The organism is Pseudoalteromonas sp. NZS71_1 (assembly GCF_015864305.1).
GTDB classification, from domain to species: Bacteria; Pseudomonadota; Gammaproteobacteria; order Enterobacterales; family Alteromonadaceae; genus Pseudoalteromonas; species Pseudoalteromonas arctica.
Map to the genome: position 1 here is coordinate 55,536 of NZ_JADYXM010000011.1, position 16,892 is coordinate 72,427.

The following is a 16,892-nucleotide window of genomic DNA, read 5'->3' on the forward strand; positions in this document are numbered from 1 at the left end:
AGACGATGGCACAAGTACAATTTTCAGTTTATCGTTATAATCCAGATGTTGACAACGCTCCTCGTATGCAAGAATACACCTTGCAAACAGAGGAAGGTCACGACATGATGGTGTTGGATGCACTTATTCTTCTAAAAGAACAAGATCCTACATTATCTTTCCGTCGTTCATGCCGTGAAGGTGTGTGTGGATCTGATGGTGTTAACATGAATGGTAAAAATGGTTTAGCATGTATTACTCCTTTATCTACGCTACAAAAAAATGGCAAAGGTAAAATCGTAGTACGTCCATTACCAGGTTTACCTGTGGTTCGTGACCTTGTTATTGACATGAGTCAGTTCTACACTCAGTACGAAAAAGTTAAACCTTATTTAATTAATGATCAGCCTGCAGCAGGCGAACGTCTTCAAACTATTGAAGAACGTGATAAATTAGATGGGCTTTATGAGTGTATTTTGTGTGCATGTTGTTCAACATCGTGTCCTTCGTTCTGGTGGAATCCAGACAAGTTCATTGGTCCAGCAGGCCTTCTTCATGCTTACCGTTTCTTGGCTGATAGCCGAGATACAGCAACTGAAGAACGTTTAGCGGATTTAGACGATGCGTTCAGTGTGTTCCGTTGTCACAGTATCATGAACTGTGTTAGCGTTTGTCCTAAGGGTCTTAATCCGACCAAAGCAATTGGACAAATCAAATCTATGTTACTAAACCGAGCGGTTTGATAGCTTAGTAAAGGTAAGATGGCTAATATTAAATTATATTAGCCATCTTGTTATAATAACTATTAATTTCTGCGCTAAAAAAAAGGGCTTATAAATGCACGAAGGTGTGATGAAGGCATGGCTAGAATCTTCACATTTAAACGGCGGCAACGTTGCTTATGTAGAAGAGCTTTATGAAGCGTATTTAGACGATGCGACTTCTGTGCCAGACGAATGGCGAGAAGTGTTTGAACAATTACCTAAAGTTGATGGTGTGGATGTTGAAGTAAAACATTCAGAGGTTCGAGCACAGTTTGCACAGCTTGCAAAAAACAAGCATAGAGAAGTAGTGGTAGCAGAGGGTAGTGGCGGTGACCTTAAACAGGTTAAAGTTCTACAACTTATTAATGCTTTCCGTTTTCGTGGGCACCAAAATGCAAACCTAGATCCATTAGGTATTTGGCAACGAGAGCGTGTACGAGATTTAGAGCTAGAGTACCACGACCTATCTTCAAGTGATTTTGACCGCGAGTTTAACGTAGGATCGTTTGCCGTAGGGCGCGATACTATGCCTTTAGGTGAACTATACCAAGCACTAAAAACTACATATTGTGGTTCAATTGGCGCTGAGTATATGCACATCACATCAACAGAGGAAAAACGTTGGTTACAACAACGTCTAGAATCTGTCCAGTCTAGGCCTAAATTCTCAAAAGATGAAAAGCTACGTATCCTTAAAGGGCTTACTGCAGCAGATGGTCTAGAAAAATATTTAGGGTCTAAGTTCCCTGGTGCTAAGCGCTTTTCACTTGAAGGTGGCGATGCGTTAGTTCCAATGCTTAAAGAGCTTATTCACCGCGCTGGTGAAAGCGGCCAACAAGAAGCTGTTATTGGTATGGCTCACCGTGGTCGTTTAAACGTTTTAGTTAATGTACTTGGTAAAAACCCATCAGAATTATTTGATGAATTTGCTGGTATACATAAAGAAACGTTAGGTTCTGGTGATGTTAAATATCACATGGGTTATTCGTCTGACTTTGCTACCAAAGGTGGCAATGTACACATGGCGCTTGCGTTTAACCCATCTCACCTAGAAATCGTAAACCCTGTTGTAATGGGCTCTGTGCGTGGTCGTCTCGACCGTTTAGGTGATAAGTCAGGCATTAAAGCACTTCCTATTACCATCCATGGTGATTCTGCTATTGCTGGACAAGGTGTTGTTCAAGAAACGTTTAACATGTCACAAACTAATGCGTTTAGTTGTGGTGGTAGTATTCGTATTGTTGTCAACAACCAAGTAGGTTTTACAACCTCTAAGCAAGATGACGTTCGCTCAACGCCATACTGTACTGACATTGCTAAAATGGTTCAGTCTCCAATATTCCATGTTAATTCTGATGATCCTGAAGCCGTTGCATTTGTTACTCAACTTGCTCTTGATTTTAGAAATCAGTTTAAGCGTGACGTAGTAATTGATTTAGTTTGTTACCGTCGCCATGGTCACAATGAAGCTGATGAGCCTAATGCAACTCAGCCTGTCATGTACCAAAAAATTAAAAAGCATCCAGTGCCGCGTTTAATCTATGCAGACCAACTGATTGCTGAAGGCTCTTTTTCTGAACAAGAAGTTAAAGCCTTAGCTGATGAGTACCGTGATGCACTAGATGAAGGCAGCTGTGTTGTTTCAGAAATACAGCCAGAGACGTCGCATTCTTCTGAGTGGGCCAAATATATTGGTCATGAATGGAATGTTGACTACGATGCTAGCGTATCTGTAGAGAAGCTAAAAGCTCTTGGTGAGAAAGTAGCTTCTTACCCAGAACAACATAAAGCTCAATCTCGCGTTAAAAAGATTTATGACGATCGTAAGCTAATGGCCACAGGTGAAAAACCACTTGATTGGGGTATGGCAGAGACTCTTGCCTATGCAACAATTGCGTCTGAAGGTACTGACATTCGTTTAACAGGACAAGACACAGGTCGAGGAACATTCTTTCATCGTCATGCTGTTGTTCATGGTCAATCTGATGGTACAACTTACACTCCTTTAGAGCATTTAAGTGAAGATCAAGGCACATTTGAAGTCTTTGATTCTGTTTTATCTGAGGAAGCTGTCGTTGCGTTCGAATATGGATATGCTACCGCTGAACCTAAGTCTCTCGTAATATGGGAAGCGCAATTTGGTGACTTCGCCAATGGTGCACAAGTTGTATTTGACCAGTTCTTAAGTTCTGGTGAGCAAAAGTGGGGCCGTTTATGTGGGCTTACAATTTTGCTACCGCACGGCTATGAAGGTCAAGGGCCAGAGCATAGTTCAGCACGCTTAGAGCGTTTCTTGCAACTATGTGCTGATCACAACATGCAAGTGTGTGTTCCTTCAACGCCGGCGCAAGTTTACGCTATGCTTCGTCGTCAGTCAGTTCGACCACTTCGTCGTCCTCTGATTGTTATGACGCCTAAGTCGCTACTTCGTCACCCGCTTGCAACTTCATCACTTGAAGAGCTTTCACACGGTGTTTACCATAATATGATCGACGAAGTTGATGATATTAACCCTGAGAAAGTAGAGCGCGTTGTATTTTGTAGCGGTAAAGTTTACTACGAGTTACTACAAGAGCGTCGTAAGCTTGAGCAAGATAATATTGCAATTGTACGTGTTGAACAGTTATACCCGTTCCCACACGATGAAATGCAAACAATTATAGAGCGCTACCAACACGTAACTGATTTTGTATGGTGTCAAGAAGAGCCACAAAACCAAGGTGCATGGTACTGTTCACAACATCACTTTATTGATGCAATCCCACAAGGTGCTAAATTAAAATATGCAGGACGTAAAGCGTCTGCATCACCAGCGTGTGGTTACATGTCAGTACATACTAAAGAACAACAAGCGCTCGTTGCCGACGCGCTTACTATAGAAAATAAAGGATAAGCAATGAGCACAGAAATTAAAGTTCCTGTTCTTCCTGAGTCGGTTGCAGATGCTACCGTTGCTACATGGCATGTAAGTGTTGGCGACAAAGTAACTCGCGATCAAAACTTAGTAGACATTGAAACAGATAAAGTGGTTTTAGAAGTTGTTGCACAGCATGACGGTGTAATAACAGAAATATCACAAGAAGAAGGTGCAACCGTACTTGGCGATCAAGTTATGGGTTTACTTGGTGATGCTGATGCAGCGCCAGCAAGTGAAGGTTCAACTAAAGAAGAATCAGCACCAGCTAAATCAGAAGACGCGCCAGTGGCGCAATCAGCACCAGCATCAGAAGGTAAAGAAGTGGATATTAAAGTACCTGTACTTCCAGAATCAGTTGCAGACGCAACAATTGCTACATGGCATGTACAACCAGGTGACGCGGTAACACGCGACCAAAACTTGGTAGATATTGAAACAGATAAAGTTGTTCTTGAAGTAGTAGCTCAAGAAGATGGCATCATGGGTGATATCATTCACGGCGAAGGCGATACTGTATTAGGCGAGCAAGTAATTGGTTCGGTTAAAGCAGGCGGTGCACCAGCGGCTCCAGCTGCAAAAGCAGACGCAGCGCCAGCAGCAGATTCAAGCGAAAGTTCAGATGTGTTAACACCATCAGTTCGTCGTTTAATTGCTGAGAAAGGCCTAGACGCTTCTAAAATTAAAGGCACGGGTAAAAATGGTCGTGTAACTAAAGAAGACGTTGATACTTTCTTAAAAGCACCAGCGCCAGCGGCTAAAAAAGCAGAAGCTTCTGCTCCAGCTGCACCGATGGGCGATCGTACTCAAAAACGTGTACCTATGACTCGTTTACGTAAAACGATTGCGACACGCCTTCTTGAAGCTAAAAACTCAACTGCAATGTTAACAACATTCAACGAAGTGAACATGGGACCAATCATGAGCCTTCGTAAGCAGTATCAAGAAACGTTTGAAAAGCGTCACGGCATTCGTTTAGGTTTCATGTCTTTCTATGTGAAAGCTGTAACTGAAGCTCTTAAGCGTTTTCCAGATGTAAATGCTTCAATTGATGGTGACGATATTGTTTACCATAACTATTTCGATATCAGCATTGCAGTATCTACTCCACGTGGCTTAGTTACTCCAGTACTTAAAGATTGTGACAAACTATCTGTTGCTGAAATCGAAAAAGGTATTCGTGAGTTAGCACTTAAAGGTCGTGATGGTAAGCTTACGCTTGCTGATATGACGGGTGGTAATTTCACTATTACTAATGGTGGCGTATTTGGTTCATTGCTATCTACACCTATCATTAACTTGCCACAGTCTTCAATCTTGGGTATGCATAAAATCCAAGACCGTCCGATGGCTGTAAATGGTAAAGTTGAAATACTACCTATGATGTATTTAGCACTTTCTTATGACCACCGTATCATTGATGGTAAAGAATCTGTTGGTTTCTTAGTGACTATTAAAGAGTTACTTGAAGATCCAACTCGCTTATTGCTAGATGTTTAATCTAGTTGTATGAAATGTAAGCTGTGAATGAACATTCACAGCTTTTTTTTTGCGCCTTTGGTCGTACTGGGGTTTTCATGTTAAGCCTTGGGATCTATACTAGGTGCGCAATTTGGGATAGTTGTTTATTTGAAAAAATATTCAGCTCTTTTAGTATAAAAAATTGGATAAAGCATCATGAATTTGCATGAGTATCAGGCAAAACAACTTTTTGCCGAATATGGTTTACCCGTTTCTACAGGTTACGCTTGCGATACACCTGAAGAAGCTGCTGCAGCTGCTGAAAAAATTGGCGGCGATATGTGGGTTGTTAAAACTCAGGTTCACGCAGGTGGACGTGGTAAAGCTGGCGGTGTAAAGCTAGTTAAAACTATCGAAGAAGTAAAAGCGTTTGCAGCTAACTGGTTAGGTAAAAACCTAGTTACTTACCAAACAGACGAGAAAGGCCAGCCAGTAGCTAAAATTTTAGTAGAAAGCTGTACTGACATTGCTAACGAATTGTACCTAGGTGCAGTAGTTGACCGTGCATCTCGTAAAGTAGTTTTCATGGCGTCTACTGAAGGCGGCGTTGAAATTGAAACTGTTGCTGAAGAAACACCAGAGCTTATCCACAAAGCAGAGATCGACCCGTTAGTAGGTCCTCAAGCTTACCAAGCACGTGAACTAGGTTTCAAATTGGGTCTTAACCCAGTACAAATGAAACAGTTTGTTAAGATCTTTATGGGTCTTGGTAAAATGTTCACTGATTTTGATTTCGCATTACTTGAAATCAACCCGTTAGTAATTACAGACGAAGGCAACCTTCACTGTCTTGACGGCAAAATCGGTATTGATGGTAATGCACTTTACCGTCAACCTAAAATCCGTGAATTCCACGATCCATCTCAAGAAGATGCTCGTGAAGCACACGCAGCAAGCTTCGAGCTTAACTACGTTGCTCTAGACGGTAATGTTGGTTGTATGGTTAACGGTGCAGGCCTAGCAATGGGTACTATGGACATCGTAAACCTACACGGCGGCAAGCCGGCTAACTTCTTGGATGTTGGTGGCGGTGCTACTAAAGAACGTGTTTCTGAAGCATTCAAAATCATTCTTTCTGACGACAATGTTAAAGCTGTTTTAGTAAACATCTTTGGCGGCATCGTTCGTTGTGACATGATTGCTGAAGGCATCATTGGCGCAGTTAAAGAAGTTGGCGTAACCGTACCAGTAGTTGTACGTTTAGAAGGTACTAATGCTGAATTAGGTCGTGAAGTTCTTAAGAACTCTGGTCTAGATATCATTGCTGCTGAATCACTAACAGACGCTGCTGAAAAAGTTGTTGCTGCTGCGGAGGGCAAATAATGTCTGTATTAATCAATAAAGATACAAAAGTTATCTGTCAAGGTTTCACTGGTGGCCAAGGTACTTTCCACTCAGAGCAAGCGCTTGAGTACGGTACACAAATGGTTGGTGGTGTTAGCCCAGGTAAAGGCGGTCAAACGCACCTTGGTCTTCCTGTATTCAACACAGTTCGTGATGCTGTAAAAGAAACTGGCGCAACTGCTTCAGTTATCTACGTACCAGCTCCTTTCTGTAAAGATGCAATCTTAGAAGCTATCGATGCTGGCATCGAGCTAATAGTTTGTATTACTGAAGGTATCCCTACACTTGATATGGTTGATGTTAAAATCAAACTAGATCAAACAGGTACTCGTATGATCGGTCCTAACTGCCCAGGTGTTATTACTCCTGGTCAAACTAAGATTGGTATCATGCCTGGTCATATCCACAAACCTGGTAAAGTAGGTATTGTTTCTCGCTCTGGTACTTTAACGTACGAAGCAGTTAAGCAAACTACTGATGCTGGTTTTGGTCAGTCTACGTGTGTTGGTATTGGTGGTGATCCAATTCCAGGTACTAACTTTATCGACGTTCTAGAAATGTTCGAAAAAGATCCACAAACTGAAGCAATCGTAATGATTGGTGAAATTGGTGGTACTGCAGAAGAAGAAGCTGCAGAGTACATCAAAGCTAACGTTACTAAACCTGTAGTATCTTACATTGCTGGTGTTACTGCACCAGAAGGTAAGCGTATGGGTCACGCTGGCGCAATCATTGCCGGCGGTAAAGGTACTGCTGATGAGAAATTTGCTGCATTAGAAGCTGCGGGCGTAAAAACTGTACGTTCACTTGCTGATATTGGTAAAGCACTTAAAGAGAAAACAGGCTGGTAATCGCTTGTTTTTCTTTAAAAAGGCCCGCATATGCGGGCCTTTTTGTCATTAGATGAAAATTTAGAACGGGTAACTAATATGCTGGAAAAAACGTACAGATAAGTCTTGGCGTTGTTTATTTATAGCCAGCTCATTACACAGAGTATAGATTGTTTTTTCTACTTGGTTCATAAATCGACCGTAGCCCATTTCATGTTTATCCTGCTGCGTTGCGACTACTACAAAATGCAGCGTTTCTACCAATTTACTTGCTTCATAAAAGTGCTTAATTTGATTTTCATTAGATTCAATATCAAAACTTAACTTTTGAAGTTCATCATTGCCTTCACTTTTATCTATTTTACTGTTGCGTATAATAGGCGTTGCACCGTTAGCAACCATAGCGCCATGGTTTAAGTTATTATTTTGACACGCCCGTATAAATGCATAAGCAAAGTAGTCATAAAATTTAGCATAATCGTTTGTGTTCATTAGTGTTTGAAACTGCGTTTTAATAGCGCGCGAAACCGGTATAGTAAAAGTGGCGTAAGTCATCTCTGCATAATCATTGGGTATGCTGCATTGTCTTGATTGGTAGCGAGGGTAGAGACTTCTTAATTTGTAACCATAGCTTTCCTTGTTGCCTTTTTCTTTAGCAAATAGGTCATACGTTAAGTGTTGATGGTCGCGTAGTTTAAACTGGGGCTGATTTATTAAGAGTTGTCCTTGTAAAGTGTCTAACACTTTTTGGACTTTATTATGAAATTCTGCAGAATTGGCTCGTAAATCATCGCCTGTTGCTAAAAATAGAATGCGTATTTTTTTACTTGGTGTACCTTCAGTGTAATAAATCTTATGCGCTTCGTGATAACGGGGATTATAAAAAAAGAGCATTTGTTTATCTGTTTCTAATTGATAAGACTCATCATTAAATCTTACAACGGGTAGTTTATCATTTGCTAATAAGTGCACATTATAAAGCTCATACTCATCACAAGAAGCAAACAGCTGGCGTGCAATACGTTCATAGCAGCAATTTATATCACTAAAGCTTTTATAAAAATCGTGATTAGGGGTTATTTCAGCTAAAAGGTAGTGGTTAGCGCGTGCATTAGTTGGAATATATACACGATGTTGATTAAGTGTCGCCATCTTTAAATCCTTATAATGTAGGTTATTTACCTACTATAAACTGTTTAGATGACTTAAATATTGCGTTAAAACAAATTTTATTCATAAACAATGGTTCAGCTGAATTAAAGTTAAGCAATATCAAAAATAAACCTTAATCTAGTGCTGTATGTTAGTGTATGTTTTTGTAATAATGCATTAGTTTTGTTATTACGTAATATTTAGAGGACTGCACTCCTATGGCGGAAATTGAGAATCGCCCAAGTAACTTTATTAGAACCCGAATTGATGAAGACTTAGCAAGTAAAAAGCATGCAACAACGCATACACGTTTTCCACCTGAACCAAATGGCTTTTTGCATATTGGTCATGCCAAATCAATTTGTTTAAATTTTGGCATCGCAAAAGATTATAACGGTTTATGTAACTTACGTTTTGACGATACAAACCCAGAAAAAGAAGACATTAACTACGTTAATTCTATAAAAGAAGACGTACAGTGGTTAGGTTTTAACTGGGATGGCGATATAAAGTATTCTTCTAACTATTTTGATACTTTATATGGTTACGCTGTTGAGCTTATAAATAAAGGCTTAGCGTACGTTTGCTTTTTAACAGCAGACGAAGCACGCCAATACCGTGGTACATTGAAAGAGCCAGGTAAAAATAGCCCGTACAGAGATACATCAGTTGAAGAAAACCTAGCGTTATTTGAAAAAATGCGTGCTGGCGAATTCAAAGAAGGCGAATGTGTCCTGCGTGCTAAAATTGATATGGCTAGCTCATTTATGGTGCTTCGCGATCCAATTATTTATCGCGTACGTTTTGCTCATCATCATCAAACAGCAGACAAGTGGTGCATTTACCCAATGTATGACTTCACGCACTGTATTTCTGATGCACTTGAAGGTATTACACATTCATTATGCACACTCGAGTTTCAAGATAACCGTCGTTTGTACGACTGGGTACTTGATAACATTAGTTTAGAGTGTCACCCACAGCAAATTGAGTTTTCACGTTTAAATCTTGAATACACAATTATGTCTAAGCGTAAGCTAAGCGATTTAGTGGTAAATAACCATGTAGAAGGGTGGGATGACCCACGCATGCCTACAATTGCAGGCCTACGTCGCCGTGGTTATACACCAGGTTCAATCCGTGAGTTTTGTTTGCGTATTGGTGTAACAAAACAAGAGAATATGGTTGAAATGGGTATGCTTGAAGCATGTATCCGTGAAGATCTAAACGAAAATGCACCACGTGCAATGGCCGTACTCGATCCTGTTAAAGTTGTTATTGAAAACTACGATGCAGACAAGGTTGAGGTTTTATCTGTGGCTAACCACCCAAATAAAGAAGAAATGGGTCGTCGTGATGTACCGTTTACTCGCGAAATTTACATCGAACGAGAAGACTTTAAAGAAGAAGCAAATAACAAGTTTAAACGTTTAGTGCTTGATAAAGAAGTACGTTTGCGTGGCGCTTATGTTATTAAAGCACAGCGTGTTGAGAAAGACGAAAATGGCGAAATTACAACTATATTCTGTACTTACGATACTGAAACACTTGGTAAAAATCCAAGTGATGGACGTAAAGTAAAAGGTGTTATTCACTGGGTTTCAGCACCAGAGTGTATTACGGCAGAAGTTCGTTTATACGATCGTTTGTTTAGTGTTCCAAACCCAGCAGCCGCTGATGAGTTTGAAACAACATTAAATCCAGAGTCACTGGTTGTTTTATCAAACGCTAAATTAGAGCCATCGCTTGCTAATTCACAAGCAGAGCAGGGCTTTCAGTTTGAGCGTACGGGTTATTTCTCTCGTGATTCTAAATCAGAGAACGTTGTATTTAACCAAACAGTGGGTCTTCGTGATTCATGGTCTAAGACTCAATAAGTAATATCTAAAAACCTGAACCCTGGATAATAAATCTATCTCGAGCAGCTATTTTCAGCGCTAACTGCGTTGAATTTACTTGCAATAGGTCAGCTATTGACGCGTGAATTCGCCTTGTTTTCACTTAAAATCTCTGGCTAGAGAAATAAATTTAAATATCACCATGATTCAATACGTTGGTAAATCTCTTAACCAGAGTTCAGGTTTAATATCCCCAGTATTTACTGGGTATATTCATTACAAGCGTATTTTAGACACAAAAAAAACCTGCACTTAGCAGGTTTTTTATTGCTTTTTAAAAGCGGTATTAGCTGTTAGCGTCGCTAAATTCTTTACACGCTGCTTTATCATTACACTCACCGTATAAATATAAAGAATGGTTTGTAAGTGTAATACCATTTTCTTCAGAAATTTCAAGTTGACGACGTTCAATCATCTCATCTTCAAACTCTACAACTTTGCCACACTTCAAACATACTAAATGATCGTGGTGTGTGCTTCCTGAAAGTTCAAATACTGATTTGCCACCTTCAAAGTGATGACGGCTTACAATACCCGCATCATCAAATTGGTTAAGTACGCGATATACAGTTGCAAGACCAATTTCTTCACCTAGATCCAAAAGAATTTTGTAAACATCTTCAGCACTGATGTGTTGGTTATCTGGAGATTGTAAAATCTCTAATATTTTAATACGCGGTAAAGTTACTTTTAAACCGGCTTTTTTAAGTTCCAAGTTATGATCAGTCATTAAATCTGTCTCAATTTTATTTGGTTATACTAGACATCTTGCAAAGATGTACACGACACATTAGCAACAAACAGGATAACGTGCCTAAGCGTTAAGTGCAAAGAACAATTGATTTATATTGCCACTAAAGCTTAAAACGCTAACTGTTTGATAATTATTTAAACAGCTAGCTATATGTGCAGTAAATTAGTCAGCTAATTCACTTAAACACATTTCTTCATATACTTGAGCAGACCATGCTTTAACACGTTGTTCTGTAAGCTCTGGTTGACGGTCTTCGTCGATACCCAAACCTACAAAATGCTTATCATCAGCCATGCCTTTAGATGCTTCAAAGTCATAGCTTTCGCTCGGCCAATGACCAACAACAATAGCGCCACGTTCAGTAACGATATCGTTGATCATGCCCATCGCATCTAAAAAGTACTCAGCGTAATCTTCTTGGTCTCCACAACCAAAAATAGCAACAAGTTTACCTTCAAAGTCTACTTCTTCAAGTTCTGGAAAAAAGTCATCCCAGTCACATTGTGCTTCGCCGTAGTACCAAGTAGGGATACCGAATAAGATTAAATCAAATTCAGCAATCTCTTCTTTAGAGCTTTTTGCAATATCATGAACAGCCACTAGCTTTTTACCCAATTCTTTTTGGATCATTTTTGCTACGTGTTCTGTGTTACCTGTGTCACTTCCGAAAAAAATGCCTACACTTGCCATGGATTTAAAACCTTTTATGTATCAATAGCCAATCTTTCTTGTAAAATCGTTTCAATCAGCGCACTGCGGCTAATATTTTGTGCATCTGCCATATCACTCAATGCTTGATATAACTGCGATGAAACTTTAAATTCAACACGCTTTAAGCCACGTGCTTTATCTCTTTTTATTTGATTACGTTTATTTACCTTTAACTGCATATCCCGTGAAAGGGGATTGGTTTTAGGTCTGCCTGGGCGTTTTTCGTATTCAAATAAATCGAGTGTAGTTCTATCTGTTTCTGACTTCGCCATGCTTAACCTACACCTGCGCCTTGCCAAAATACTTGAATAAGACCTTTAGCAATAAAGCCTGAACACCCTAAAAAGAGGACGCCCCAGACAATGTATTGTCCGAACTTAGGCACATTGCCACTTTTTAGTACGTCTTTAATTGCCATGCCGATGAATATGAAAATACCGGCTAAGCCAAAATACAACCCTAGGGTATCAAATTCGTTAATTAACTGACTGACCATCAACGTATAACCTTTAAATTAAACGGCGCGTACTATAGCATATAATTATTCATATATTTAGTGCGCAAAATCAAAAACACGCGATTAAAATTGCTTTAAACCGCAGTTAAAAAGTCGTTTATCGCTTTATTTACAGCAAGTGGCTTTTGAGCATGAAGCCAATGGCCTGCGCCATGAATTATTTTAGCCTTGGTATTTTTAAAGCGAGCTTTAATTGCAGTACGATGCTCGGGCAAAATATAGTCAGAATCATTACCTTTAATGAAAAGAGTATCGCATAAACAAGAATTGTTTTCATTAACATTGGATGTGATTGTAAAATATTTTTCGTCAAGCACATTTAAGTTAAATCGCCATACAAAATGACCTTCCTCATTTTTAGCGAGGCTTTTTAGTAGAAACTGTCGAACTCCCAGTTCTTCTATATAAGGCTGCATAATTGCATCAGCTTGTTTTCTATCGTCTATTGATTGTGCTGAAACCGCTTTTAATGCCTGTAATATTTTTGTGTGCCGAGCAGGGTAACTAACAGGTGCTATATCAAGTACAACAAGCTTATTTACAAGTTCAGGATGTGTAAGCGCTAATTCCATTGCCACTTTACCACCCATAGAATGCCCAACTAAATGTGCTTTATCTATATTCAAATGTGCTAATAACTCAACAATATCTTGTGCCATTGCCGGGTAGTTCATTTCATCACTATGAGGAGAAAGCCCGTGGTTACGTAAATCAACGTTAATAACATTAAAGTGTTCACTTAATGGTTTTGCGATTACATTTAGGTTTTCTAATGATCCAAAAAGCCCATGTATCAAAATAACATTAGGACCTTGCCCTTGTTGCCTGTAATTTAACTGCATACCCGCCTCCTGAAAATTTCGCCATAGTTTGCCGAGCATTGCTCTAAAAAGCAAAAAATACAGCGACTATTTATTAAATTGGGCTTTTGGGCGTTAAATCAACAACAATTAGGTAAATATTAATATGTTTACGGGAGTGCTTGTTGTAACTCGCATTTCTGATTGGTTTGGGTATAATCACACGGGAGAAAAAAATGTGACCCGTAATGACAGGAAGAACATGAAACAAATCGACATAGACGACGAGTTATATCAATATATTGCAAGCAATACGCAAAGTATTGGTGAAAGTGCATCCACTATTTTACGTCGTTTATTAAATCTGAGCGGCGAAAAAATTCAAACCGCAAACGTAGAACTAACTCAAAATAATCAAACTGCGACTACGTCTACTGCCACATTAAAAAGCTCAGAGCCATCTGCTGCTGAGACTGCAAAAAAACAAACGCCTTCAGCTGTCACACCAGTGAAGCAAAAAAGCGATAATGTTTTTAATGTATTAAATAAAGAAGAGCTGGCAATGCAAAAGGGCGTTGTTGGACGATTTTTGTTTATTTTAAGTGCATTTTACCGCACACATAAAACTGATTTTTCTGCGGTATTAGACATAAAAGGGCGTGACCGTGTTTACTTTGCTACTAGTAAAGAAGCTTTAGTAAACAGCGGGAGTAGCATGAATCCTAAGAACATAACCGATAGTGAATATTGGGTTATGACTAATTCTAATACAACACGTAAAAAAATGATGCTTCATGAAGTTGCTCTTTGCCTTGGATATAGTGCAGAGCAAGCTGAAAAAATTCGCGATTACCTGTAAGGAAATATAATGGCTATTCACTCAGGCGCAGGCAAAACTGCTCCACAATCGGCATTGGTTAACGTACCTAAATTAGTATCTGCGTACTACTTAAACGAACCTGATCTTGAACAAAATCCAGATCATTGTGTTGCTTTTGGTACTTCAGGGCACCGTGGTTGTTCTTACGATGTTAAATTTAACGAGTCACACATTCTAGCGATTACTCAGGCTATTTGTGATTACAGAAAACAAAATGACATATTTGGTCCGTTATTTTTAGGCAAAGACACACACGCATTGAGTGAAGCCGCATTTAACTCAGCAATTGAAGTATTAGTTGCTAACGAAGTGCAAGTGATAACGCAAGAGGACGGTGATTTTACACCAACGCCAGTTATCAGCCATGCCATAGTGAGCCACAATAAGCTACACCCAAATGAATTAGCAGACGGGATTGTTGTTACGCCTTCGCATAACCCTCCTGAAGATGGTGGCTTTAAATACAATCCACCTAATGGCGGACCAGCTGATACCGACGTAACTAAGTGGATTGAAGACAGAGCTAATCAACTTTTATTAGAAGATTTAGTTGAAGTTGAGTTATTCCCATTCGCTAAAGCATCGCGTTCGGGCTTTATCCGCTACGAAGATTTAATGACTCCTTATATTGATGACTTAGCAAATATCGTTAATTTAAAAGCAATCAGCGATGCAGGTATCAAAATTGGTATCGATCCACTAGGTGGTTCAGGTATTAATTTTTGGCCAGTCATTGCAAAAAAATATAATTTAGATTTAACCGTAGTTAATGATGTTGTTGATCCACGTTTTGCTTTTATGCCACTTGATAAAGACGGCAAAATTCGTATGGATTGTTCATCGCCTTATTCAATGGCAAATCTTATTGCACTAAAAGATGATTTTGATGTGTCTATTGGTAATGACCCTGACTACGATCGTCACGGTATTGTAACGCCAGATGGCTTAATGAATCCAAACCACTTTTTAGCAGTGGCAATCGATTACTTACTTAAACACCGTGATTGGAATGAAACCGTAGAAATTGGCAAAACATTGGTTTCTAGCTCTATGATCGACAAAGTAGCTGCTCGTAACAACCGTAAGGTTAAAGAAGTACCAGTAGGCTTTAAATGGTTTGTTGAAGGCTTAAGCAAAGGCAAGCTTGCCTTTGGTGGCGAAGAAAGCGCAGGTGCTGCATTCCTACGTTTTGATGGCTCTGTATGGTGTACAGATAAAGACGGCTTCATTATGGGTCTACTCGCTGCAGAAATACTTGCTGTGACAGGTAAAACGCCATCAGCGCTTTATAAAGAATTAGAACAAGAGTTTGGTTCTCCAATTTATAAACGCCTAGATGCACCAGCCACAAGCGGTCAAAAATCACGTTTAAAAGCATTGAGTGCTTCTGATGTAAAAGCAGATACACTTGCTGGCGAGCCTATTTTGCAAAAATTGACTCATGCACCCGGTAACGATGCCGCCATTGGTGGTTTAAAAGTGGTTACTGAAAATGGCTGGTTTGCAGCGCGTCCATCAGGTACTGAAGATATTTATAAAATATACCTTGAATCATTTAAAGGTGAAGAGCATTTAGCGTTACTTGAAAAAGAAGCTAAAAAGCTTGTAGATTCAGTTATAAGCTAACTTAATCTAATAATTTTAAAACGGCTGATTTATTCAGCCGTTTTCGTTTCTATACCTTGTGTATTTATAAAAATATATGCATAAGAGTCTACTCTCACATTATTTTTAAAGGGCTTATCATATGTCAGCCAATCCATCTTACTTAAATGAATTAAAACACACTGGCGACTTTTTAACGCTTAGTCGTGACAACGAATGGCATTTAGATGCAGGTGAGTTTGTTTTAGATAATGGGACTCGTGTAAATATACACGATACCGGAGTCATTGAGTTTCAACCTGCTGTTATAACGTCAAAAGATGTAGTTTATTCAAGCGCTGTACACGGTAACGAAACTGCGCCAATTGAAATCTGTGATGCACTTATTAAACAAATTATAAAAGGCGAGCTGATACTTAAGCAGCGCGCTTTGTTTATTTACGGTAATCCACAATCAATTAATATTGGCCTGCGTTTTGTAGAAGAAAACTTAAATAGATTATTTAATGGTCACCATACAGTTGAAGGTGTACCAATGAATAATGAGCGAAACCGCGCTGCAAAGCTTGAGCAGTACGTAAGCGATTTTTATACACGTGGCGAGCAAGGCAGTACGCGATGTCATTACGACTTACACACTGCAATTAGAGGCTCTAAAAACGAAAAATTTGCTGTGTATCCATTTTTACATGGTAAGCCATGGAAAAAGTCGCAGCTACAATTTTTATTGAGTTGTGGTGTAAATACCGTGCTTATGATGAAATCTCCTGCAACAACATTTAGCTATTATTCGTCATTTATACACGGTGCTGATTCTTTTACGGTAGAGCTGGGTCAAGTTAAGCCATTTGGTCAAAACGATATGGCTCGCTTTGAAAAAACAAAGCAAACCTTAACTGCATTAATTAGTCAAAATGAAGTTAAATATCCTGAATTTAATGCAAACGATTTTGAATTATTTGCTGTCCATCGCACAATTAATAGAACGCAGAACGATTTTAGCTTTCCTTTTTCTGACGATGCCGAGAACTTTACTGGCTTTGCGAAAGGTGAGCTACTTGCAACCGACGGTGATACAGCGATTTACGCTGACGTTGAAGGAGAGGCTATTATTTTTCCAAATGCGAGCGTAGCATTAGGGCAAAGAGCACTCCTTACTGTTATTCCAATGGATATTGATAGCAATTTCGTCTAACTAAACTCATCAGACCACTGGTGTCTTC

General features: G+C 39.4%; 15 protein-coding genes. 9 read left to right on the top strand and 6 right to left on the bottom strand.

The window, feature by feature from the left end; translation table 11 throughout:
- The first annotated feature begins 5 nt into the window (after window positions 1–5).
- From I6F43_RS15190 to sucD, 5 genes are all read left to right on the top strand, one after another.
- Complete coding sequence (locus I6F43_RS15190; RefSeq protein WP_007375751.1) at window positions 6–722, top strand: succinate dehydrogenase iron-sulfur subunit; 717 nt, start codon at window positions 6–8, stop codon at window positions 720–722.
- A gap of 94 nt (window positions 723–816) precedes the next feature.
- On the top strand, window positions 817–3,636 hold the full coding sequence (gene sucA / locus I6F43_RS15195) for a 2-oxoglutarate dehydrogenase E1 component (protein WP_010552673.1): 2,820 nt from the start codon (window positions 817–819) through the stop codon (window positions 3,634–3,636).
- A gap of 3 nt (window positions 3,637–3,639) precedes the next feature.
- Window positions 3,640–5,157: a 2-oxoglutarate dehydrogenase complex dihydrolipoyllysine-residue succinyltransferase gene (gene odhB, locus I6F43_RS15200; RefSeq protein WP_007586871.1), complete on the top strand. Its 1,518-nt coding sequence runs from the start codon at window positions 3,640–3,642 to the stop codon at window positions 5,155–5,157.
- A gap of 177 nt (window positions 5,158–5,334) precedes the next feature.
- Window positions 5,335–6,501 carry an ADP-forming succinate--CoA ligase subunit beta gene (gene sucC, locus I6F43_RS15205; protein ID WP_007586870.1) on the top strand — a complete coding sequence of 389 codons (1,167 nt, stop codon included), beginning with the start codon at window positions 5,335–5,337 and terminating at the stop codon, window positions 6,499–6,501.
- Window positions 6,501–7,373: a succinate--CoA ligase subunit alpha gene (gene sucD, locus I6F43_RS15210; protein WP_007586864.1), complete on the top strand. Its 873-nt coding sequence runs from the start codon at window positions 6,501–6,503 to the stop codon at window positions 7,371–7,373. The genes sucC and sucD overlap by 1 nt, the downstream gene beginning before the upstream one ends.
- A 60-nt stretch (window positions 7,374–7,433) precedes the next feature.
- Here the strand turns inward: sucD and I6F43_RS15215 are convergent, their stop codons facing one another.
- On the bottom strand, window positions 7,434–8,504 hold the full coding sequence (locus I6F43_RS15215) for a DUF3083 family protein (RefSeq protein ID WP_024592581.1): 1,071 nt from the start codon (window positions 8,502–8,504) through the stop codon (window positions 7,434–7,436).
- Between the two features lie 218 nt (window positions 8,505–8,722).
- Between I6F43_RS15215 and glnS the strand changes: the two genes are divergently transcribed.
- Window positions 8,723–10,381 carry a glutamine--tRNA ligase gene (gene glnS, locus I6F43_RS15220; protein ID WP_165721945.1) on the top strand — a complete coding sequence of 553 codons (1,659 nt, stop codon included), beginning with the start codon at window positions 8,723–8,725 and terminating at the stop codon, window positions 10,379–10,381.
- 307 nt (window positions 10,382–10,688) lie between these two features.
- On the opposite strand, the gene fur is transcribed toward glnS, so the two are convergent.
- The 5 genes from fur to I6F43_RS15245 all read right to left on the bottom strand — a co-directional run bounded on the left by fur (window position 10,689) and on the right by I6F43_RS15245 (window position 13,226).
- Complete coding sequence (fur, locus tag I6F43_RS15225; RefSeq protein ID WP_007586857.1) at window positions 10,689–11,132, bottom strand: ferric iron uptake transcriptional regulator; 444 nt, start codon at window positions 11,130–11,132, stop codon at window positions 10,689–10,691.
- A 186-nt stretch (window positions 11,133–11,318) separates the two neighbouring features.
- Window positions 11,319–11,846 (bottom strand): flavodoxin FldA, encoded by a 528-nt coding sequence (gene fldA / locus I6F43_RS15230; protein WP_007586856.1) that lies wholly within the window; start codon window positions 11,844–11,846, stop codon window positions 11,319–11,321.
- Window positions 11,847–11,860: 14 nt separating this feature from the next.
- Window positions 11,861–12,139: a LexA regulated protein gene (ybfE, locus tag I6F43_RS15235; protein ID WP_002962928.1), complete on the bottom strand. Its 279-nt coding sequence runs from the start codon at window positions 12,137–12,139 to the stop codon at window positions 11,861–11,863.
- A 2-nt stretch (window positions 12,140–12,141) separates the two neighbouring features.
- A complete protein-coding gene (locus I6F43_RS15240; protein WP_002962930.1) occupies window positions 12,142–12,363 on the bottom strand; it encodes a DUF2788 domain-containing protein in 222 nt (73 codons plus the stop codon).
- A 95-nt stretch (window positions 12,364–12,458) separates the two neighbouring features.
- On the bottom strand, window positions 12,459–13,226 hold the full coding sequence (locus I6F43_RS15245; RefSeq protein WP_197102990.1) for an alpha/beta fold hydrolase: 768 nt from the start codon (window positions 13,224–13,226) through the stop codon (window positions 12,459–12,461).
- Between the two features lie 220 nt (window positions 13,227–13,446).
- Between I6F43_RS15245 and seqA the strand changes: the two genes are divergently transcribed.
- From seqA to astE, 3 genes are all read left to right on the top strand, one after another.
- Complete coding sequence (gene seqA / locus I6F43_RS15250; RefSeq protein ID WP_197102993.1) at window positions 13,447–14,043, top strand: replication initiation negative regulator SeqA; 597 nt, start codon at window positions 13,447–13,449, stop codon at window positions 14,041–14,043.
- Between the two features lie 9 nt (window positions 14,044–14,052).
- On the top strand, window positions 14,053–15,690 hold the full coding sequence (gene pgm, locus I6F43_RS15255; protein ID WP_197102995.1) for a phosphoglucomutase (alpha-D-glucose-1,6-bisphosphate-dependent): 1,638 nt from the start codon (window positions 14,053–14,055) through the stop codon (window positions 15,688–15,690).
- Between the two features lie 121 nt (window positions 15,691–15,811).
- The gene (gene astE, locus I6F43_RS15260) at window positions 15,812–16,864 is read left to right on the top strand and encodes a succinylglutamate desuccinylase (protein ID WP_197102997.1); all 1,053 of its coding nucleotides are present in this window, start codon (window positions 15,812–15,814) and stop codon (window positions 16,862–16,864) included.
- Window positions 16,865–16,892 lie beyond the last annotated feature (28 nt).

Coding starts and splice junctions, on each gene's coding strand:
- I6F43_RS15190 (WP_007375751.1), top strand. CDS start 6: ATGGCACAAGTACAATTTTCAGTTTATCGTTATAATCCAGATGTTGAC.
- sucA (WP_010552673.1), top strand. CDS start 817: ATGCACGAAGGTGTGATGAAGGCATGGCTAGAATCTTCACATTTAAAC.
- odhB (WP_007586871.1), top strand. CDS start 3,640: ATGAGCACAGAAATTAAAGTTCCTGTTCTTCCTGAGTCGGTTGCAGAT.
- sucC (WP_007586870.1), top strand. CDS start 5,335: ATGAATTTGCATGAGTATCAGGCAAAACAACTTTTTGCCGAATATGGT.
- sucD (WP_007586864.1), top strand. CDS start 6,501: ATGTCTGTATTAATCAATAAAGATACAAAAGTTATCTGTCAAGGTTTC.
- I6F43_RS15215 (WP_024592581.1), bottom strand. CDS start 8,504: ATGGCGACACTTAATCAACATCGTGTATATATTCCAACTAATGCACGC.
- glnS (WP_165721945.1), top strand. CDS start 8,723: ATGGCGGAAATTGAGAATCGCCCAAGTAACTTTATTAGAACCCGAATT.
- fur (WP_007586857.1), bottom strand. CDS start 11,132: ATGACTGATCATAACTTGGAACTTAAAAAAGCCGGTTTAAAAGTAACT.
- fldA (WP_007586856.1), bottom strand. CDS start 11,846: ATGGCAAGTGTAGGCATTTTTTTCGGAAGTGACACAGGTAACACAGAA.
- ybfE (WP_002962928.1), bottom strand. CDS start 12,139: ATGGCGAAGTCAGAAACAGATAGAACTACACTCGATTTATTTGAATAC.
- I6F43_RS15240 (WP_002962930.1), bottom strand. CDS start 12,363: ATGGTCAGTCAGTTAATTAACGAATTTGATACCCTAGGGTTGTATTTT.
- I6F43_RS15245 (WP_197102990.1), bottom strand. CDS start 13,226: ATGCAGTTAAATTACAGGCAACAAGGGCAAGGTCCTAATGTTATTTTG.
- seqA (WP_197102993.1), top strand. CDS start 13,447: ATGAAACAAATCGACATAGACGACGAGTTATATCAATATATTGCAAGC.
- pgm (WP_197102995.1), top strand. CDS start 14,053: ATGGCTATTCACTCAGGCGCAGGCAAAACTGCTCCACAATCGGCATTG.
- astE (WP_197102997.1), top strand. CDS start 15,812: ATGTCAGCCAATCCATCTTACTTAAATGAATTAAAACACACTGGCGAC.